At 58.6% G+C, this 20,520-nt stretch carries 19 protein-coding genes and 1 riboswitch; of the genes, 5 read left to right on the plus strand and 14 right to left on the minus strand.

The features are described 5' to 3' along the window. The 7 genes from VMJ32_15690 to VMJ32_15720 form a co-directional block, all read right to left on the minus strand. A partial coding sequence (locus VMJ32_15690; GenBank protein HTQ40467.1) for a rod shape-determining protein occupies positions 1-593 on the minus strand: 593 nt, incomplete at its 3' end. 68 nt (positions 594-661) lie between these two features. After that, on the minus strand, positions 662-955 hold the full coding sequence (locus tag VMJ32_15695) for a hypothetical protein (protein ID HTQ40468.1): 294 nt from the start codon (positions 953-955) through the stop codon (positions 662-664). A gap of 2 nt (positions 956-957) precedes the next feature. Next, positions 958-1,848: a hypothetical protein gene (locus VMJ32_15700; GenBank protein HTQ40469.1), complete on the minus strand. Its 891-nt coding sequence runs from the start codon at positions 1,846-1,848 to the stop codon at positions 958-960. Positions 1,849-2,204: 356 nt separating this feature from the next. Continuing rightward, complete coding sequence (gene lnt / locus VMJ32_15705; GenBank protein HTQ40470.1) at positions 2,205-3,965, minus strand: apolipoprotein N-acyltransferase; 1,761 nt, start codon at positions 3,963-3,965, stop codon at positions 2,205-2,207. Between the two features lie 84 nt (positions 3,966-4,049). Next, positions 4,050-5,249 (minus strand): gephyrin-like molybdotransferase Glp, encoded by a 1,200-nt coding sequence (gene glp, locus VMJ32_15710; protein ID HTQ40471.1) that lies wholly within the window; start codon positions 5,247-5,249, stop codon positions 4,050-4,052. Between the two features lie 2 nt (positions 5,250-5,251). After that, positions 5,252-5,839 carry an aminodeoxychorismate/anthranilate synthase component II gene (locus VMJ32_15715; protein ID HTQ40472.1) on the minus strand — a complete coding sequence of 196 codons (588 nt, stop codon included), beginning with the start codon at positions 5,837-5,839 and terminating at the stop codon, positions 5,252-5,254. A 97-nt stretch (positions 5,840-5,936) separates the two neighbouring features. Further along, on the minus strand, positions 5,937-6,227 hold the full coding sequence (locus tag VMJ32_15720) for a putative quinol monooxygenase (protein HTQ40473.1): 291 nt from the start codon (positions 6,225-6,227) through the stop codon (positions 5,937-5,939). Positions 6,228-6,512: 285 nt separating this feature from the next. Between VMJ32_15720 and nadA the strand changes: the two genes are divergently transcribed. After that, on the plus strand, positions 6,513-7,688 hold the full coding sequence (gene nadA / locus VMJ32_15725) for a quinolinate synthase NadA (GenBank protein HTQ40474.1): 1,176 nt from the start codon (positions 6,513-6,515) through the stop codon (positions 7,686-7,688). A 90-nt stretch (positions 7,689-7,778) separates the two neighbouring features. Here the strand turns inward: nadA and VMJ32_15730 are convergent, their stop codons facing one another. From VMJ32_15730 to xdh, 3 genes are all read right to left on the minus strand, one after another. Beyond that, on the minus strand, positions 7,779-9,224 hold the full coding sequence (locus VMJ32_15730; protein ID HTQ40475.1) for a YgeY family selenium metabolism-linked hydrolase: 1,446 nt from the start codon (positions 9,222-9,224) through the stop codon (positions 7,779-7,781). Between the two features lie 144 nt (positions 9,225-9,368). Beyond that, positions 9,369-10,319 carry a carbamate kinase gene (gene arcC, locus VMJ32_15735; GenBank protein ID HTQ40476.1) on the minus strand — a complete coding sequence of 317 codons (951 nt, stop codon included), beginning with the start codon at positions 10,317-10,319 and terminating at the stop codon, positions 9,369-9,371. A 38-nt stretch (positions 10,320-10,357) separates the two neighbouring features. Beyond that, positions 10,358-13,087 carry a selenium-dependent xanthine dehydrogenase gene (xdh, locus tag VMJ32_15740; GenBank protein HTQ40477.1) on the minus strand — a complete coding sequence of 910 codons (2,730 nt, stop codon included), beginning with the start codon at positions 13,085-13,087 and terminating at the stop codon, positions 10,358-10,360. A 243-nt stretch (positions 13,088-13,330) separates the two neighbouring features. Between xdh and VMJ32_15745 the strand changes: the two genes are divergently transcribed. From VMJ32_15745 to VMJ32_15755, 3 genes are all read left to right on the plus strand, one after another. Next, entirely contained in the window at positions 13,331-13,522 is a 192-nt protein-coding gene (locus tag VMJ32_15745) for a hypothetical protein (GenBank protein HTQ40478.1), read from the plus strand. Continuing rightward, entirely contained in the window at positions 13,523-13,732 is a 210-nt protein-coding gene (locus tag VMJ32_15750; protein ID HTQ40479.1) for a hypothetical protein, read from the plus strand. A 101-nt stretch (positions 13,733-13,833) separates the two neighbouring features. Further along, positions 13,834-15,873, plus strand: coding sequence for a hypothetical protein (locus VMJ32_15755; GenBank protein HTQ40480.1), 2,040 nt, complete (start codon positions 13,834-13,836; stop codon positions 15,871-15,873). Between the two features lie 66 nt (positions 15,874-15,939). Here VMJ32_15755 and VMJ32_15760 read toward each other — a convergent pair whose 3' ends face one another. The 4 genes from VMJ32_15760 to VMJ32_15775 form a co-directional block, all read right to left on the minus strand. Continuing rightward, complete coding sequence (locus tag VMJ32_15760) at positions 15,940-17,142, minus strand: NAD-dependent formate dehydrogenase (protein ID HTQ40481.1); 1,203 nt, start codon at positions 17,140-17,142, stop codon at positions 15,940-15,942. A 125-nt stretch (positions 17,143-17,267) separates the two neighbouring features. Further along, positions 17,268-17,618 (minus strand): DUF190 domain-containing protein, encoded by a 351-nt coding sequence (locus VMJ32_15765; protein ID HTQ40482.1) that lies wholly within the window; start codon positions 17,616-17,618, stop codon positions 17,268-17,270. 96 nt (positions 17,619-17,714) lie between these two features. Beyond that, complete coding sequence (gene crcB, locus VMJ32_15770; GenBank protein HTQ40483.1) at positions 17,715-18,131, minus strand: fluoride efflux transporter CrcB; 417 nt, start codon at positions 18,129-18,131, stop codon at positions 17,715-17,717. A gap of 136 nt (positions 18,132-18,267) precedes the next feature. Next, positions 18,268-18,334, minus strand: a riboswitch (Fluoride riboswitch). A 172-nt stretch (positions 18,335-18,506) separates the two neighbouring features. Then, positions 18,507-19,043 carry a hypothetical protein gene (locus VMJ32_15775; GenBank protein HTQ40484.1) on the minus strand — a complete coding sequence of 179 codons (537 nt, stop codon included), beginning with the start codon at positions 19,041-19,043 and terminating at the stop codon, positions 18,507-18,509. A gap of 195 nt (positions 19,044-19,238) precedes the next feature. Here VMJ32_15775 and VMJ32_15780 point away from each other — a divergent pair, with 195 nt between their 5' ends. Beyond that, a complete protein-coding gene (locus tag VMJ32_15780) occupies positions 19,239-20,486 on the plus strand; it encodes a lipid-binding SYLF domain-containing protein (protein HTQ40485.1) in 1,248 nt (415 codons plus the stop codon). Positions 20,487-20,520 lie beyond the last annotated feature (34 nt).

Genomic DNA, 20,520 nt, shown 5'->3' on the forward strand with positions numbered 1-20,520 from the left:
ACAATGGCCTGATCCATTTGATCGCCACCGGTGTGGCAGGAATGTTGGGACACGACGCCGCCCAGGCTGAGCACGGCCACTTCGGTCGCGCCGGCGCCGATGTCGATGAGCATGCTGGCCACGGGCTCGGCCACGGGGAGGCGCAATCCCAAGGCCGCGGCCTGGGCAACGCCGACCAACATCACTTGCCCGGCGCCGGCCCGATGGGCACTGGTGTAAATGGCATGCTTTTCGACCGGGGTCAGGCAGGCGGGAGCGGCCATTAACAAGCGGGGGCGCAATCCGAAACGGAGCGGGCGCGCCTTTCGCAAAAAATAGCGCAGCATCGCTTCGCACAAATGAAAGTTGGTAATGACACCGCCGGCCAGCGGGCGCACCACGCTGACTGAATCGGGAGTGCGGCCCAACATCTGCCGGGCTAAATGCCCCACGGCGCAACCGCCCGACAATAACCGATTGGCGGTGCGCGAAACCGCGACGACGGAGGGTTCTTCCAGCACGACGCCTTCGCCGGGCAGCGCCACGCGAGTGGCAGCCGTGCCCAGGTCGATGGCCAAATCAGCGTGCAACAGAGCGGACAGGCGAGGGAGCATCCTTGCTCACAGTGCGAAATAGAAGGTGTGCGAAATCGAAACTGCGCAACATTGAAAAAACCGAGAACTCAACAAGCGGAAACAAGCAAGAACCGGTGAACTTGCTCTTCGGCAACCAGGATCGTGGGGGTCGGGAGCATTTGCATTTGCGGCGCTGCTTGCGATATCGCGGCCGGCACTTTGGCATCGGGCGAAACGTGGATGCTCAAGTTGTAGGCTTTCATTTCCAGGAACAAAAACAAGCAACCGATGCAAATGAACACGAACGCCAAAATCATCATGGCGGTGTAAATGTTGGCCGATTGCTTCAGCATGAACATGCCACGGCCGCCTTCGGGAGGATGAACGTTGCCCAGGGACATGGTTAGCTCTTGGTGTTGGAAACTTGTGAAATTTTGGATTGCATATTGCTGCCGACGTTGTCCCCCTTTTGGATCGGATATTGCTGGAATTCCGACAAAATCGAGGCGACCGCGGTATCGGCTTTCACTTCCATGACCTGCACTTTGCCGACGTATTTGTCGCCGCGGTAAATATCTAATTCCTGGCCCACGCGCACGCCGTCGTCGGTGCCGATAGAAAGCTCCACTTTGGTGTGCGACACGGCGGTGATGATGCCGGCCACCGGAATGCGGCTGGCGTCGGCTGGATCGTCAATGGTCATGCCCAGGCCTTTGAGAATCATTTTTGCTTTGCTGACGTCCATGGCCAGTTCCGTGTTTCGTTCCTGCAGATTGGCCAGGACGCCGTTGGCAACGGATAATTTGTCGGCGAAATCGGTGGCTTTTTTAATTTGCTCGTCGGTTTCTTTTTGCGAGGCGGCAATTTCGCTGCGAAGTTTTTGGACCTCGTCGGTCAAGTTCGATAAGTTATTCTGCGCCACGTGCAACGCGTTGGTATTGGCCGCCAAATCGGCTTCTTTCGCGGCCAATTGTTGCGACTTGGAGGCGTTTTCCGTTTTGAGCGAATCGATTTCGGCCTCGGCTTTGCCCAGGGCCTGGATTTTCGCCGTTTTTTCCGCGTTCAACTGCAACTCCATTTCCGCTTTGTCGTTGGTCAGCTTGGCGTTATCCTCGCGGGCATTTTTTAGCTGTTCTTTGTAGCCGACGGTTTGATTGCCGCGGACTTCGCCGGCCGTGCGCATAATTTCCTCACGCCAGTTTTTGTGCGCCGAATAGACCATGATTGAAAACGTGGCGAAGACAATGCTCATGATCAACACCAGCACCACAAAAATTCTGCCGACAAGATTCATTGTTTGCTCCCTGCGGCCGGATCAACCCGGCGCAAAGTTGCGTACAAGGCCGCCTCGATACCACGGGGGAAAATCTGCCAGTTCCGTGAGTTAGCCCGCGATCGAACACCAAGCGGCACAACGTACCCCGGCAACGCGGCGTTCCACACCGGTCGTGGGATCGATAAGTTCTTAGTTAATCAGGAGATAAGTTCCCTGAACTAACTCATTTAGTATAATTGGCGGCAGACGGCGATGTCAATTGAAATCGCGTTAATCTCGGCAAGCCAAGAAGAGTGGGATGATTGGCATTTCCACATGAATTGTCGCTTGGAAAAGCAAAAAGCTGTGGGCGCCGCCAGTCTGAACAACACACGTTAATTCGATACCGCGACGTGGTTTCCGCGCCGCCGCCCGCGCCAATCCCAAACGCCCGCCGCGGCCAATCCGAGGCAGCCGGCCAGGCACAGTCCGGAGAATAAATCTCCGTGTTGCAGATAAAAACTCCGCCGGCTGTCGGGTTCCGGTTGGGCGATAATGACCGCCGTGGCCCGGCGCGGTCCCTGGCGCACAATTTGGCCGTTGCTGTCGATCCACGCCGAAAAGCCGGTGTTGGCGGCAATCAGCAGCGGCTTGCGCATTTCAATCGCGCGAAATACGCCGCAGGCCAAGTGCATGTCGAGTTCGCTCGATCCGCGAAACCAACCGTCGTTGGTAATGTTCAAAAGCACGTCTGGCTCTTCGCCTTGGGCGCGCAGTTGCAATACTTGGCGGCGGATGAGATGCGGGATGACCGTTTCGTAGCAAATGTCTGGACCGAAGCGGAAGTCGCCCAGTTTTTGGGAAACCGCCTTCGTGCCCGAAGTGAGTCCGCCGGTGAGGGGCGTAATTTTGTACAGAAACGGCAAGTACTCCGCAAACGGAATGTACTCGCCGAACATGACCGGGTGCATTTTGTCGTACCGCGCCAAAGGCTTGCCCTGTGAGTCGACGAACAGCGCGCTGTTGTAATAATCTTCGCGGTAATGGTCGCCGCCTGAATTACTGAAATCGACGGCGTCGATACCCAGCAGCAGCGGGGGCGGCAGCGGCGCATTAAATTTATCTGCCACGATGCCGCGGAAAAAATCTTGCAAGTCGCGCAAATTTTTCTCGCTTGTGCTGGCCAGCTCCGCCGGCGTTTGCCTCCAGTCGGCCGGAGGTTGGAAGTTGGGGGAGAAGGTAAACAGGGAATAGCGGTACATGGTCTCGGGCCAGACCAGCAAATCCAAGTTTGGTTGCTCGATCAGCGCCTGCTTCGAGAGCCGCAGATATTCATCCAGGACGGCGTTGAGTTTATTTTCATCGCTTTTTACTTCGACGTCGATGGAACCTTGAATCAATGCCACCGTCGGCCCGGGCCGAGTGTGATTGCCAGCTTTCCGCCATTGGCCATACACTACCGCTCCAGCCAGAGCGATCACCAGCGGCGCGATCGGCCACAAAGCAAGCCGTTGGCCGCGCCAGGGCAGCGTCAGTGCCACACAAGCCGCCACCAGCATTACCAGGCCGCTCACGCCGTAATCGCCGATGATGTCGGCAATTTGAATCACAGTGGGCCAGTGGATTTGGGTGTGGGACAGAGCCCCCATCGTGAACCCGCTCAGCAAATGACCGCGGGCCAGTTCCAGGCCGGTCCACACGACAGGCGCGGCCACGACGAGCGAAATTCCCAACCGCTGCACCGCCACGCGCACCAGGCCGACAAACACGGGTAAGTAAAATGCCAAATAGAACGAGAGGGCGAGCCAGCCGAAATACGTGGTCCAATGCGGGAGCCGCAGCCAGTGAATGGCTGCCAGCCAGAAGGCAAACCCGGCCAGCCACAAGGCACGGTAGGGTTTTCGCCCGTCGAGATTAGCCTGCCGGCACAAGAGCAGCCAGGGCACAGGGGCGATCCACGCCAGGGGCCACAGATCAAACGGCGGCAGTGAAAGATAGACGAGTAAGCTTCCGAGCAACCCCAAACCGAGCGTCGTATGCAATCTTGCTTCGGCGCGATTGAAGAACGAATCGGCTACCGCAAGATTCTCTCGCGGAGCATCTTTCGCAGTCGCTGAACGAACTTGTTGTTTCACGCCGGCTGCCGAGGTTGCCATTCCTCAAGCGTAAAGCAACAGCCCGCTTGAAGCCAGATTGAATTGGCGAGTGGATTCCCAAGCTGACGTCTTTGGCGTCGTTCTTTACAGCAACAACACGTCGACCGCGTCGCCGGCGGCATAAATTTTCTCGCCGGCCGGAAAAATCGCCAGTGCATTCGCGCCGGCAAAGCCGCGCAAATCGGCCGAACCCTGCCACGCTTTGGGCTCGACCAGCCAACCCTCGGCCGACGCGATAGCCACCGCCGGCCAGTACGTAGGCCGGTCGCTCCGCTGTCGGAACTCGGCCGTTAATTTGGCCGGCTGCGTGCGCTGCGGCGGCTCCCAATGCCTGCCCGCGAGGCGTGCTATCGCCGGCTTTACGAACAGTTCGAAACACACCAGGCTGCTCAGCGGATTCCCCGGCACGCCGAAGACCAACGTCGAATTTTTCGCCACGCCGAACCACAACGGCTTGCCGGGTTTCAAATTTACCTTGTGAAATACCTGTCTCACGCCCAGTTCGGTCAATCCGGCGGGGACTAAATCGAGCACGCCGGCCGAGACGCCGCCGGAAATCACGAGCACGTCGCTTTGTAAACCGGCCTGAAAACATTTTCGCAGTTCGGCCACCTCGTCGCGCGCAATTCCCAGATCGTGCGGTGTCGCCCCAGCCTTCCGCACGGCCGTCGCCAGCAGCGGACCGTTGGCATTGCGAATTTGGCCTGTCGCCGGTTGCTGATCGGCGGGAACCAATTCGTTCCCCGAAGAAACAATTGCCACTTGCACGGGCGGAATGGCATGGAGCCGGGCCCGCCCCACTTCGGCCAGCAAACCGATTTCTGCCGGGCCCAATTCCACGCCGCTGTGCAGGACGATATCCCCCCGCCGCAGCGATTTGCCGCGGCGCATGATGTTTTGGCCGGCGCGAAAATGCTCGTCGTGAATATCGACTACGTCACTTCTAGCCCGTGTCCGTTCCACCATCACCACGGCATCCGCTCCCTCGGGAAGGGGCGCGCCGGTCATGATGCGCGTGCAACAACCGGGAATGATTTTGCGCGTGGGAACCGCACCCGCCGTTACTTCTTCCAGCACGCTCAGCTTGGCCCGGCCATCGGCCAAATCAGCGGCCAACACCGCGTAGCCATCGACCATTGATTTATCGTGCGGCGGACTGTCGATGTCGCTGGTGACATCTTCGGCCAATACCAAACCCGAAGCCTCTGCCAGTGGCACTTCGCCCGGCGGTTTGGGCCGCGCGTTTTCGAGAACGAAACTCAGCGCTTCGGCGACAGAAAGCATATTTAGATGCGAGTGGCCAAAAACCGCCGTAATATGTCGAAGCCGCCCGGCGTTAAAAAACTCTCTGGATGAAATTGCACGCCGAAGGTCGGATGCCGCTTGTGGCGAATGCCCATAATTTCCTGGCTGCCATCGGGGGCGTCGGCCCAGGCGGTTACTTCGAAATCGGGCGAGAGGGTGCCCGGCTCGATTACTAGACTGTGGTAGCGCGTGGCTTCAAACGGATTGGGCAAACCCTCGAATAGTCCACCGCCGGTGTGATGAATGCGGTCCACTTTGCCGTGCATCAGTTGTTTTGCCCGAACGATGCGCCCCCCGGTGGCTTGGCCGATCGCTTGATGTCCCAGGCAGACGCCCAAAATCGGCAGCTTTCCGGAAAACCGCTGGATGCAGGCGCAGGAAATTCCGGCCTCGCTGGGCGTGCACGGCCCGGGCGAAATGATGAGGTGCGACGGCGCCAGCCGCGCGATGTCGTCGGTCGAAATTTCATCGTTGCGAAATACTTTCAGATCGAGCGCAGCGTCGATCTCTCCCAACCGCTGAACGAGGTTGTAGGTGAAGGAATCGTAATTGTCGATGAGAATGATCATTTACTGAAAATCATAAAACTGCGACCATTAGTCAGGCTGATCTGTCAATGGATTGTCGATTGGCACTGCGGCGCGACTGCTGGTCGCGGCTTTCTACTCATCCCGACACTAATTTCGAGGGATGAGGTTCGCGGTTCACCAGCGGCAACACTTGAGGCTGGTACACGGTGGTATAGGCTTTTGCCGTGCGATGCGTATCGAGCGCCGCTTGCGATTCCCAGCGTTCGGTCAGCAAAAACCGCGTGGGGTCGTTGTTGGATTGATAGACCTCAAACCGCAGGCAGCCGGGCTCCTGCCGCGACAGCCGCGCTTGCTCCGCCAACAGCCCGCTGACCTTTTCCACGTCGGCAGGCTCTTTCACGGTTAACCAAATGTTGAGGTACAGCATGGCGATGAATGACCAATGACCATCCCGGCGCGCCGGGACGAATAACCAATGAAAATGACCGTGCGACACATGCTCAGTTTAGCCCGTGCCTGCAGGCCGGGCCATAGCGCGGACCGCGATCGATCGGTTTGCGAATTACGAATTTGCCCCATCTTGCGGGCCCGAGGGGCGCATCGTGTGCGAATACCGGCGGTGCGATATAATTTGTTGGAAGCTATTTCAAAACTGAGGGTTCGGCTCGGCGGGAGCCTTGCCCTTCCAAACCACTGATTTTCGATCACGACCATGCCCACTAGCAGCGCCGAACTTGCACCGTCCGGTTCGCCGGCGTTGGAATTCAAGCCTTACCGCGGCTTGTCGAACGAAGCTCTTGCGCGCCGCATCAATGCGGTTCGGGCCGAGATGGGCTCGCGGCTTTTGATTTTGGGGCATCACTATCAGCAGGACGAAGTGATTGCTCTGTCGGACTTGCAGGGGGACAGCTACCAGCTCAGTCGCATGGCCGCCGACAGCCGCGATTGCCGCTTTATTGCGTTTTGCGGCGTGCACTTCATGGCCGAAACCGCCGACATTGTCGCCAACCGGCCCGACAAACTGGCGGAGCGTAGCGGCGAGCGAGTCACCGTGGTGCTGCCCGACATGGCCGCGGGCTGCTCGATGGCGGATATGGCCGGGATCGATCAGGTGGAAAGCTGCTGGGAAGAACTGGCTGAAGTGATTGACACGGGCGACATCACGCCGGTGACGTACATCAACTCCGCCGCGAGTCTGAAAGCGTTTTGCGGCCGGCACGGCGGCATTGTGTGCACATCTTCCAATGCCGCCGCCGTTTTGAATTGGGCATTCCGGCGCACGAAGCGAGTGCTGTTTTTTCCCGATCAACATCTGGGCCGCAACACGGCCAAGGCGATGGGCATTCCGCTGACGGAAATGGCGGTGTGGAACCCGCTGGCCAGTCAGCTGAGGGGCAACATCGGCTCCCTGGGGGGCAACACGGCCGCCGCGCTGGAAAATGCCAAAGTGCTGCTTTGGCAAGGGCATTGCAGCGTGCACGCCATGTTCCGGCCGGAGCATGTGGACGCGTTTCGGGCGAAATTCCCGGGCATCAAAATTCTGGTGCATCCGGAATGTGCGATGGAAGTGGTCGACAAAAGCGACGTGAGCGGCAGCACCAGCAAAATCATTCGCACTGTAAAGGAAGCGCCGCCGGGAACCAAATGGGCCATCGGCACGGAGCTGCACTTGGTGAACCGGCTGAAGCACGAGCATCCCGAGCAGGAGATCCATTTTCTTTCGCCGGTGGTGTGCATGTGCGCAACGATGTACCGCATCGACCTGGCGCACTTGTGTTGGAGCCTGGAGAACCTATCGGCCGGCACCCCGGTGAATGTGATCCAAGTCGACCCCGCCACGGCCCACCACGCCCTGGTGGCGCTGGAAAGAATGTTAGCGGTCAAGTGATTTGAAAAAGATCACTCCCAGTAGATTCGTTCTCCAGAAGCGGGAGCGGGCCTGAGTGAGAATGTTGGATTGATGCGCGCAGGGTGCAACTCAGGCCAGGGCCGGCAGACGCTTTTTGCGGCGGCCCGGCTTCTTGGCCGCCGCGGAGCCTTTTGCTGTGGCGCGTTTCGCGGGCTTGCCATGTGCAGTGGTTTTGCCGTTGGCGGCGGCACTTGCAGATCTTCCGTTCGTGGCGGCCTTCGACATTTTTCCGTTCCATGCGGCTTTTGTAGATTTGCCATTCAGCGAGGTTTTCGGCGCCCGGTTTCCTTTCGCAGTCTTGGTTTTTTTCGGCGGCAATGCACAGTATGTGCCCGGGAAGGCGGCGTACAGGGCGGCGCAGCGCACTAAATGCTCGATGGGCACGCTATCGTTGACCGTGTGGGCCACATCTTCGGCGGCGGGGCCGAAGCCCACGCAGGGGATGCCGAACATGCCGGCAATCGAAACGCCGTTGGTGCTGAAGGTCCAGCGATCGACAATCGGCGGCTTGCCGAACAGCGATTTGTGCGCATCGACGGCGGCCCGCACTTGGGGTGCGTCTTCTTCTTCGCACCAACTTGGGAAGTATTTATCGGTGGGGTAGGTGAGGCCGGTGTAGGCTTTTTCGGCGTAGGTGAGCAATTCGACCTTGGCCTCCACGCCGGCGCGTTTGACGGCGTCGCGCACTTCCTTGAGGGCCTGTTCTTTTGTTTCGCCGACGGTCAAGCGGCGATCGAGCTGGATGAAGGCCGCTCCGGGCACGGCACACCGACTGGGCGTTTGGCAATCGATGTAGGAAACCGTCACCGTGCCATTGCCGAGGAACTTGTTCTTTTTCAGGCGTTTGTGCAATTTTTCGATTTCCCCGACGATCCGCGCCGCCTTGTAGACGGCGTTATCGCCTTTTTCTGGCATCGACCCGTGGCAACTTTTTCCCAGCACGGTAATGCCGATTTCCATCCGCCCACGCTGGCCGCGCAGGACTTTGCAATTGGTGGAATCGGTAATCACGACGCACTCGGGCCGAATTTTTTCCTCCTGCACGATGTATTGCCAACACAAACCATCGCAATCTTCTTCCATGACCGTGAAGGTTAACAGCAGCGACCAATCGTCGCTGTTCAAACCCAGGTCTTTGATGATTTTCGTGGCGTACACCATCGCCGGCACGGCCCCTTTTTGGTCGCCGGCGCCGCGTCCCCAGACCAGTCCTTTTTCCACCTTGCCGGTAAACGGATCGTGCTTCCATTCTGCGGGGTTGCCGACGTCGACGGTGTCGATGTGCGCATCGATGGCCACGAGCCGGGGGCCTGTGCCGACCTGTACCAGCAGGCTGCCGAGGCCGTCGGTCCAAATTTTATCGGCCGCGCCGAGCAGTTCGACCTGCTGGCGAATGCGATCGATGACGCTCTTTTCCTTGCCGCTTAACGATTGAATGGCCACGATGTCGCGCAAAAGGTCGACCATGGGTTGTTCGTACTGTTTGGCCTGGGCCAGAATTGCTGCATGATCCACAGTTGATTCTCCGTTGGGTGGTAAAATTATGTGTCGATAATGTGAGTGTCTTGGTGGTACGGCAAACTTCATTCACAAACCGACCGCTGGCGGTCGGTTACCGACGATAAAGTCATCGGCTTGGATGAGAATTTTTCTGGCACCTCAGCCCCTCACAATCCGTGTGCCCACTTTGCCGGCGATCGCTTGTTTGATTTTCTCGCAGGAGGTAATCAAAACCTGCGAGGTGGCTTGCGGCGTTCGTTCCAAAAACTCGACTCCGCCTTCGACTTTTGGCCCCATCGAGCCGGCCGGAAACTGCCCGTCCCGGAGCATTTCGCGGGCCTCGCCCACCGACATCTGCTTGATGGGCCTGGTTTGCGGGGTACCAAAGTGCTGCTGAACGTAATCCACGCCCGTCAAATACGCCAGCATGTCGGCCTGCAGTCCGAGCGCCAGCAACGCGGAGGTGCGGTCTTTGTCGATCACAGCTTCCACGCCGGCGAATTGTCCATCCTTGCCTTGCACGACAGGAATTCCGCCGCCGCCGCAAGCCACGATCGATTGCCCGGCCTGCACGAGGGAGCGGATGACGTCCATTTCCACAATGTCGCGTGGCAAGGGCGAAGCCACGACTCGCCGCCAACCGCGACCGGCATCTTCGACCATTAACCAGCCATCGTTCTTCATGTGTTTTGCCGCCTGCTCGCGCGACATGAAAGGGCCAACCGGCTTGGAGGGCTTGGAAAAGGCGGCGTCTTCCCGCGAGACGCGCACCGTGGTGATAATGGTGCTGCATACCCGCGGCTGGCCGCGCGAAGCCAGCTCGTTCATTAAGCACTGGGAAATCATGTAACCCATGCCCGCCTGCGTGTCGGCGACAACGGTATCTAGGGGGAGCGGATAGACATGGTGCCGCGCCGCAATTTCCACCCGCCGCATCACGTTGCCCACTTGCGGACCATTGCCGTGGGTAATGACGAGTTGATGGCCGGCCAAAATCAAATCGGCCAGGGGACGAATGGCGGCGCGGGTGGTGGAGTATTGCTGGGGAATGTTCCCTTCTTGCCCCGGAGGACTGACCGCATTACCACCCAAAGCAACAACGATGAGCATGCCGCCCGTCCCCTTGTGACTGAACCTTCGAAGATGAGTTACGCCTTTTCGCGAGTGGCTGCCGACTTCCGCGGCCCGGGCGTCAATATCGCCTTGGCCGCCGGCGAATCTTTCATGGGCAGCACGGTCCGCTCGATGCCGTCAAACGCCCGCAAGGCGCCTGCCACGGCGGGCGCGGTCGGGACCAAACCTAACTCGCCCACCCCCCGTGCTCCATACGGACATTCCGGATCGGGTGTTTCGATGAACATGACTTCCAATTCCGGCATTTGGTGCGCCCGGAGCACGCGGATGGATTTGATCGTGTCGGTGACGATGTGTCCGCCCTCGCAGACAAAATCTTCGGTTAATGCGTAGCCCAATCCCATGTGCAGCGAGCCTTCGATTTGGCCGGCGCAGAGCACGGGGTTCATGACCCGGCCCACGTCGTGTGCGGCGATTACTTTTTGAATGCGGCCCTGGTCGTCCAAAATTACGACCTGCGTGGCAAAGCCGTAAGTCAGGTGTGTTTTCGGCTCGTCCACGTGTGCGCCGAGTTTGTGGGTGTAATTGCAAATCCACTCGCCGCGATATTCCCGGCCGATTAAGTCGGCCAGTGTTTTGCCGCTGTCCAAATCGGCCTTGAGTTTTTTGGCGGCTTCGATGACGGCATTACAACTGAGCATGGTGCCGCGGCTGCCGGTGGTTTGACCGCAATCCAAATCCACCGCCGTGTCCGTCAGCGCGGTAAAAGTTTCGGGGGGCAGGCCGGTTTCTTCCACGGCGGTTTGAATGGTTACCGTGAACAGCCCTTGGCCCATTTCGGTATAACCGGTGCGAATGCTGACTTTGCCGTCGGGCTCTACCCGCAGCATCGCCTTGCCCGGATCGGGCATGCCGTTGCCGATGCCGCAATTTTTAATGCCGCAGGCAATGCCGGCGTATTTTGCGCCGCGATACGCATCTTTCACCGCTAGGAGGGTTTCTTTCAAGCCGAACGGCTTGTCGAGTTTTTGGCCCGTGGCGAAGCGATCGCCTTGTTGCAAAATGTTTCGCCAGCGGATTTCCCAGCCGTCGATGCCGACTTGCTTCGCCAGACGATCCAGCAATTGCTCCACGGCAAAGGCCGATTGATTGGCCCCGAAGCCGCGCATCGCCCCGCACGGCGGATTATTCGTATACACGGCCAGGGCTTCGATGTCGATGGCCGGAACCCGGTACGGCCCGCAAGCATGGCCTGCCGCCCGTTCCAACACCTTAGCTCCGACACTGGCGTAGGCCCCCTTGTCGCCTTTGATGCGTGCCCGAACCGCGGTAATCCGACCGTCCGCGTCAGATCCGATTTTCACGTGCATGCGGATGGCGTGGCGCTTGGGATGCAGCCGAAAACTTTCGTCGCGTGTGAGCGTACACTTCACCGGCTTGCCGCACAGCACGGCGGCCAGCGCGGTTTGGGCTTGAATGCTCATGTCTTCCTTGCCGCCGAATGCGCCGCCGTTTTGCACCAACTCCACGTCGACGCGGTCGCGCGGCCAACCCAACACGCTGGCAATCTGCCGCTGGTCGTCAAAAATTCCCTGTCCTTGCGAAAGGACTTTTATTTTTGTTACCAGGTTGCCGCGGTGTGCGTGACCATTGCCGTTGCTGTGTGCGGCCGGCTCGTGCTCAGCTTGCGCTTCAATGGGCATTGCAAGGCACGCTTCGGGCTCCAAAAACATGTGCTCGATCCGTTGCGTTTGGAACGTGTCTTCCACAACGTGTGCCGAGTGGGCAAACGCCTCCTCCGGATTGCCCCGCACAATCGCCGACTTGGATAACAAATTCCCTTTGGCGTGAATTTGCGGCGCATCGGGTTTTAGTGCTTCGTCCACCGTGGTGAGCGGCGTGCGCACTTCATAATCGACGACAATTTGTTCCGCGGCCTTGCGGGCCGTGTATTGATTGTCCGCCACCACCACGGCGATGATGTCTCCCACGCAGCGTGTTTCCTCGCCAATGGCCACGAGAATGGGCCAATCTTTCACGATCAGCCCCACGTACCGGTCCCCCGGCACATCGGCCGCGGTAATCACGCGCTCCACGCCGGCCACGGCCAGCGCCGCAGAGGCATCAATGCCTTTGACCAATGCCCGCGGATGCTCGCTGAACTTCATCGCGGCGTACATTTGGCCGGGCACGGTAATGTCGTCGATGTAGCGGAAATCGCCCAGCACCAAATCGTGGGCTTTGTATTTTTTTAGGGCCGTGCCGACTCGCCCGCTGGTGTCGGTTGTCCGCGGCGCTTCACCTCGAGTCACGCGGGCCAATTCTTCCACGGCGTCTACGATTTTTACATAGCCGGTGCAGCGGCACAGATGGGCGCGCAAGTCGTGGGCGATTTCTTCCCGCGTCGGATGTTGATTTTGCTCGGTCAGCGCGTGGGCCCGCATGGCCATGCCTGGTATGCAAAAGCCGCACTGCACGCCGCCGCTGCAGGCAAACGACTGGGCAATTTGCTGCCGTCGCTCTTCGGGCAATCCTTCCAGGGTGAGCAGTGTTTTGCCGGCGACTTGGGCGGTCTTCATGGTGCAACTGAGCCGCGGCTTGCCATCGATCAAAAGGGTGCAGCAGCCGCACGATGCTTGCGGCTCGCAACCGTTCTTTAGCGAGATGAAGCCGAAATCTTCGCGCAGCACGGCCAGCAAAGAGCGGTCATCCACCGCGGCTTCGACTTCCCGTCCGTTCAGCGTGAACCGGACCGTTTCGCTAGCGCTTGACAATGGTTCCGAAGTAACGACGCTAGCGCACATGCAGCACCTGTGTTAACCCTCCACTTCACAGTACAATTTTAGCACTCTGCGCAAGGTCGAACAACCCAAACCGACATCTTGGGCCGCATCTTGATTGAATCGGCAGGCTGCCTGTTGTGATATAATGGCCAGGTCTGATTCGTAACCGAGACGGTTTTATGATATAACACCAAAGAGGTAGTTGGCTCGCCCTCTTTTTACTCTGTAGAGGGGGAAAGTCTTGGGTTCCTTGCGAATTTTGGTATGAAAAACAAGCTTTTATCTGCGTTGCTGCTTTTGGTCATCGTCGGCTGGCTTGCAGATCATGTCCTGCAAACGTACCGAAATAACAGTTACGAGCAATCGTTGTCCGAACTGCAAATGCAAATCGATGTTCGCACCGCTAAATTACATGAGCGATTGGACGGCCATGGCGCTGGACCGAAAGGAACGTAAATGGGCGCGCGAAAGGGGATAAAGTTCTCGATCCGTGATCTGTTGCTTTGGACGCTGCTGGTGGCGCTCTGCGCCGGCTGGTGGGTGGATCATCGTCGGATGAATTCCAAGCTGGCGGACTATCCAATTCGAATATCGCAAAAGAAATTCGAGTTGATGATGATTGACTTTCAACTAAAGTTGCACCCCAACGACTTTAAATTTCTCTAGATCGTTCACATCTGGCGATCACTCCGCTTATAATTCACTCGCCGGCTGTCTGCCGTGCTTTTTCTCCTTCTGCCAGCCGCCTACCGCCTACTGCTTCCCGCATGGCTGAACTTATTCCCGCACCGTTTGCTGATCTGGTGAGCCGGCTGTATTTGGAGCCGGCGGCGCAAGGCACGCTGTTCACGCTGCCGAAGCGGCGCTGGTATGTGCCGCAGCCGGACAGTAAGTGCGATTTCAGCGTGCGGTTCCACGGCAAGCTGGCCGGCAACCCAGCCGGGCCTGCCGCCGGGCCGCACACGCAAATGGCCCAAAACTTGTTGCTTAGTTACGTGGCCGGGGCCCGCATTTTGGAACTGAAAACGGTGCAGGTGAACGACGAGTTGACCATCGGCCGGCCGTGCATCGACATTACCAACGTCGGCTACAACATCGAGTGGTCGCAAGAGCTGCGGGTCGACAATTCGCTGCGTGAATATGTGGCTGGAGCCATGCTCATCGAAATGTTCCGCCGCGATCCCGTGTTTGCCGGCGACGCTTTACTGGGCACGGCGGGGGAAGCGATTTTAGACTTGAGCGTTGGCTACGACCTGGCTGGCATTAAAAGCGACAAGGTGCAGCGCTTTCTCGACGGCATGCGCGACGCCGGCCGAGTGATCGAACAGCTTCGGGCAGAAATCCCCGCCCAATACACACTGGCCCGCGAGCTGCAATATCCAACGCAGTTGTCGAACACGCTGACGCTTTCCACGTTTCACGGTTGCCCGGCCGACGAGATCGAGCGCATTTGCGAGTTTCTGATCCAGGAACGCGACCTGGACGTGATCGTCAAAATGAATCCGCCCATGCTCGGCAAAGAGCGGCTCGAGCATTTGCTGCACGATGAGTTGGGCTACACCGAACTCACTGTGAATCCCACGGCCTACACTTCCGGCCTGCAATTTGACGAGGCGGTGCAATTGGTCGATCGTCTGACGCGTGTGGCCCAGCGTCGCGGCCGGCGCTTCGGCTGCAAATTCAGCAACACGCTGGAAGTGCTCAACCACCGCACATTCTTCACGCCTGACAACAAAATTCAGTATCTCTCCGGCCAGCCGCTGTATGTGATCACGCTGACGCTGACCGACATGTTCCGCCAGGCTGTTGGCCCGCACGTGCCGATCAGTTTCAGCGCCGGCATCGATCAGGCGAATTTCCCCCACGCCGTCGCTTGTGGCTTTGTGCCGGTGACCGTCAGCACTGATTTATTGCGGATTGGCGGTTACGGCCGCATTTCCACCTATTTGCAATCGCTGGAAAAAGCGATGCAGGCCATCGGCGCCGCAAACATCAACGACTATGTTTTAAACGCCTTCGGCCAAGGCGATGCCGCACAAACTCGTGTAAATGCTGAAACCCCTCACCCCTCACCACTCACCTCCCACGCCTCACTCCTCAACACCACCATCGCCGCCGCCAAAGCCCGAGCCGACGTCCGCTACCGGGCCGAGAAAAACCGCAAGGCGCCCACGCGCATCGATTCGCTATTGGAAACATTCGATTGCATCACCTGCGATAAGTGCCTGCCGGTGTGCCCGAACGCGGCCAACTTCACGTATCCCACTCCGATCGTGGCGTTTGATTACCACGACTTGCTCATCGATCCTCCCGGCGCCGTGCATCAGGCCAAAGCAGCACGGCGGTTCGAAATCACCGAGGCGATGCAAATCGCCTGTTACAGCGATTTCTGCAACGAGTGCGGCAACTGTGATACGTTTTGCCCCGAATACGGCGGCCCATACATTAAAAAGCCCACGTTTTACGGCAGCCGGCAATCGTGGGCAGCCGCCGCGCCGCGTGACGGTTTTTTGATTGAGCGAAATCGGCAAACCGCGCGCATTCACGGACGCTTCCAAGGCGCCGTTTATGAACTTGCTTGGCTGGCAGTGATGGAGAAGTACGAGTTTGCCGACAGTATCCTGCGGGCCACCTTCAACGCCGCCGATCACACGCTGATCAAAATCGAACCCCATATGCCCTTAATGGCCCAGCACCGGCTAGACCTGGGCGTATATCACACACTGCGACATTTGCTGCACGGCGTGCTGGACCGACGGTACATCAACCAGATCAACGCCGCCGCCGAGATTTCACAATTTGTTTAACCTGCGCTGCCGTCCGAGCTGGTAGCACCACGATCGTGATTTCCGCTTAGGGCTTAGCGTCCCGCGCTACCCTTTTCTGAAGCGCGCCGCTTCTTCCGCGCCGCCCGTGGCATTGCCGGCGCTGTACGAATGCGCGCCGGCGCCGGCCAGCCGCCCTTCGTGGACAATTAGATATTTCTCGCGGATCGGTTTACCGGCGAACCAGCATTCCAAAATTTCGCGCGTGCCGGCGGCATAACGCGCCTGGGCCGACAAGCTCGAACCGGAAATGTGCGGCGTCATGCCATGATGTGGCATGGTCCGCCACGGATGATCCTGCGGCGCCGGCTGCGGAAACCAAACATCGCCCGCATATCCGGCCAATTGCCCGCTTTCCAAAGCCCGCACGACGGCGTCCCGGTCGCAAATTTTTCCGCGGGCGGTATTGATCAGGTAAGCGCCGCGCTTCATTTTGCCGAGTAACTTGTCGTTAAACAGATGCACAGTGTCCGGATACAACGGGCAGTTAATCGTCACCACGTCGCACACTTTCACCAGCGATTCGACATCGGCATGAAACGTGAGATTCAGCTCTCGCTCGACGCTCTCGGGCAGCCGGTGCCGATCGGTGTAGTGCAGCTTCACGTCGAATGGCTTCAGCCGCCACAGCACCGCCGTGCCAATCCGCCCGGCGGCCACGGTGCCGACAGTCATCCCTTCCAAATCGTACGACCGGGCCACGCAATCGGCGATGTTCCAACCCTTCTTCACGACCCATTGATACGACGGGATGTAATTGCGGACCAAACCCAAAATCATCATCACCACGTGCTCGGCCACGCTGATGCTGTTGCAGTACGTGACTTCGGCCACGGTCAGCTTATGATCGATGGCCGCCTGCAAATCGACGTGATCGGATCCAATGCCGGCCGTGATCGCCAGCTTCAACTTCGGCGCTTTGGCAATCCGCTCCGCCGTGATATAGGCGGGCCAAAACGGTTGCGAAATGACAATCTCGGCATCGGGCAATTCTTTATCGAGCCGGGAGCCCGCGCCGTCTTTGTCGGACGTGACGACCAAATGATGGCCCATTTTTTCCAAAAACTTGCGCAGCCCCAGCTCGCCAGACACAGAGCCGAGTAATTGCCCCGGCTGGAAATCGATGCCGCCGGGCGAAGGCAGCGTTTGACCGTCGGGATAACGCTCCAATTTGGGCAGCCCATCACGGGCGTAAGATTTCGGATACCCGTCGACCGGGTCGTCGTACAAAACGCAAACAATTTTAGCCATTGCAGATTCCGCCAGTTTGCAGGGTTGAATGTGGAGGGAATGTAGAATGGATGGAATGCAGAAGAGCCGGGCGCACCGCTGTCGCCATCGTCGACATTGCCGTCGCCGAAGTTAGGATTATGCCGCTACGGCGAGGCCGCATCGGAATTGGCCCGGTACTTGATGACCTGCACGCGCTCCAGCGTGACCAGGCCTTCTTGGACCATTTCGTCGACAAACGGCATGAGCTCATCGATTTTATCTTTGCCGTCGACAATTTCAATAATGAGGGGCAAATCTTCGGACAGCCGCAAAATTTTGGCGGTGTGCATGCGGCTTTTGGCGCCAAAGCCCATTGGACCGCGCAGCACGGTCGCCCCGGCCATGTGAATTTCGCGGGCTTTCATGACGATGGCCTCGTACAGCGGCCGGCCATGCCATTTGTCGCTTTCGCCAATGAAGATCCGCAGTAGATAACCGTCTTGAGGAATTTTCATATAAGAAGCTCCGTGCAATTAGCGATTAGCAATTAGCCGGACAATCGGCGAGCCGTTTGCAGCTCGCTAATTGCTAACCGCTAATTGCTAATCGCTTCATACGCCGAACCACCGTTCCGCCGCGCGATAACCAACCCACACCGCGGCAAAACCGACGGTACAACTGATGACCATGTTCGCCAGAGCCAGCCAAAACTGCCCGTCGTTGGCTAGGCGAAATGTTTCTAATCCGAAACTGGAAAACGTGGTATACCCGCCCAGCACGCCCACGAGCAGCCCGATCCGATATTCTTCTCGAATCAATTGCGGGCCGTCGAAAAACCCGGCCAGCAGGCCGATGACCAAACAACCGGTGATATTTACGACAATGGTGCCGATGGGGAATGATCGTCCAGCAATCTGATTCCCTACCCATCCCTGCATGGCAAATCGCAGCACCGAGCCGAATGCTCCACCGACGGCAATCAAAATCCACTTATTTTGAACGACTGAATCGAAAAACCATTTCAACATATCACGAATCCAGTTGTAATTTAGCCGCTGGGATCGCCCAGCGTCAGAGTCATGTTGTTAGGCCCCGTAACAAAAAAAGCTCTGCCATGCGGCAGAGCTTTTGGTTGAGCAAAAGGTCTCCCACCGCGCGGCTTGCGTACCGGCAGGAGTCATCAGCCCGGCGCGCCGGGACGGTTGCGGGGGACCCCATCCCACGGTTTGTCGTCAACACAAATCGTGAGCAGAAACCCAGAAGATGTCAAGCCACGAAATGACGAATGACCAAATCCCAATGACCAAATAGGAATCTGAAAATTGGTCATTGGTGCTTGGTCATTGGACATTTGCCAGCCACGTGGTTTAAGTCTGAGTCTAGCCGCGGACGGCTTGAAATCGCTAAGATTTTCGTGGCCTATCCAGCAGCCCGTTCATCGGCTGGGTGTGGTCCAGAATTTTTTTGGCTTGTTCCGCGCCGGTTACGGGCAGCTTGGCCGGATCGAGCAATCCGACCTGCACCAAGAGCGACGCCTGGTCCCAATAGATGTGCTCGTGAGCCACCTTGCCGCCAGCGAACTTCACAATGGCCACGTGCGCCAGTTCCACGTATTTGCCCGTCGGCGGCACGCCCGGCAGCATGGTGTCCATGGGAATGTCGTGCGTGAAGCAGACGACGAACTCGTCGACAATTTGATCGGTTCCCACGGTGCGCGAAATGGGAATCATTTTGGTGTCGGCGGGCCAATGCCCCACGAAATGATCGCGGTAATAATTTCGCACCTCGTCCCAGTTGCGGCCGCCGGTGAGCGTGGGGACGTGCGTCAGATGCGGCTGGTCCGTCATGGTGCCCATGGTGGCGTCGACATCGAGATCGACAAATTCGTAGCGCATGTGCTCGTCGAACACCGCGCCTAAGTCGAATGGCGGTTTTGTCATGCCTGCACCTCGTTTCGATTTTGCCCGCCCATCGCGGGGCGCAATGTGATGGTGAATTTGGGGAAAATCTGGCCCCATTATCTCGCAAGCATGCGTTGGCTGCAAACCGACATTGTCGCGGAAACGACCGCAGCGGTACACTTGCCCGGCGGTTGATTGACAACGAGAGGGCATTTTCGGCGAGGATCAAACGTCATGAAGCACACACGCATCACGCCTTTGACACTCAAGCGTGCCGGCGTCGCCTTAGCAGCGCTCACGGGACTATTTGGAATGCAAACCGCGGTCCGAGGACAATACGCTCAGCCCGTTCCCGTTACGCAACCTGTAGTGGTGGCGCCGCAAAGTTCGGAGGCCGCCACCGTCGAGGCTGCCTCGCAAGTGCTGAACGAAATTATGGCGGCGCCGGCCCGATCGATTCCCCGTGCGCTGCTGCACGACGCCCAAGCGATTGTCATCGCGCCGGGTTTGATCAAAGGGGGCTTCATCATCGGCGCACGGTATGGCCACGGCGTGTTGGTGATGCGCAACGAACAAGGCGCGTGGCGGGCGCCCAGCTTCATCACCATTGCCGGCGGCAGCATCGGCTGGCAGGCGGGCATTCAATCGACCGACGTGATCCTGGTGTTCAAAACTCGGCAGAGCGTGCAGGGGTTGCTCAACGGAAAGTTCACGCTGGGCGTAACCGCATCGGCCGCCGCCGGGCCGGTGGGGCGCGATGCCTCCGCCGCCACCGACGTGCAACTGAAAGCCGAAGTGTATTCGTATTCGCGCAGCCGTGGGTTGTTTGCCGGAGCGGCGCTCGATGGTTCTGTCATTTCAATGGATAACGCCGCCACCGCCGCCTTCTACCGCGGTACCGGAATTTTGTGGCCCGACGCACCGCCGGGCCAACCGCCGGCGCTGCCTCCCTCGGCCAATAATTTGCTGGCGACGATTGCCGCTTACGCCGATCAAGCACCACCGGCCGTGCCAGTGGCCGGTGTTCCAGTAGGTGCCGTTCCTGCCGGCGCGGTTCCTCCGGGAGCCGTGCCTGTGGGCGCTGCTGTGGGTGCGGGTGCCGCCGCTGCTGTTGTGCCCGGCCAGTCTGTTCCCGCCGCCGGTCCGCCGGCCATCGCCACAAATACATTGCCATCAGACCTGGCCGACATTCGTGGCCGCTTAGCCAGTGCTTCACAGCGATTGAACAGCCACGTCGACAGCCGCTGGCAAAGTTATCTGGCGCTGCCACCCGAGTTGAACAGCACCACCGGTCAGCCCAATCCCGCCGCCGTGGAAGCCGCCGTCAAGCGCTATCAGGCCGTGGCCGGCGACACCAAGTACAAAGTTCTCTCCCAGCGTCCCGAGTTCCAAGAAACCTACGGCCTACTGAAAGCCTATCGCGATTTACAATCCGTCGGCAGCAGCCCGGCCGCTCTGGCGTTACCCAACCCGCCGGGGTGAAATCGTTTTCGTTGCCACGCACCGCTAAACGGGG

It is taken from the genome of Pirellulales bacterium (genome assembly GCA_035499655.1).
Lineage (GTDB): Bacteria > Planctomycetota > Planctomycetia > Pirellulales > JADZDJ01 > DATJYL01.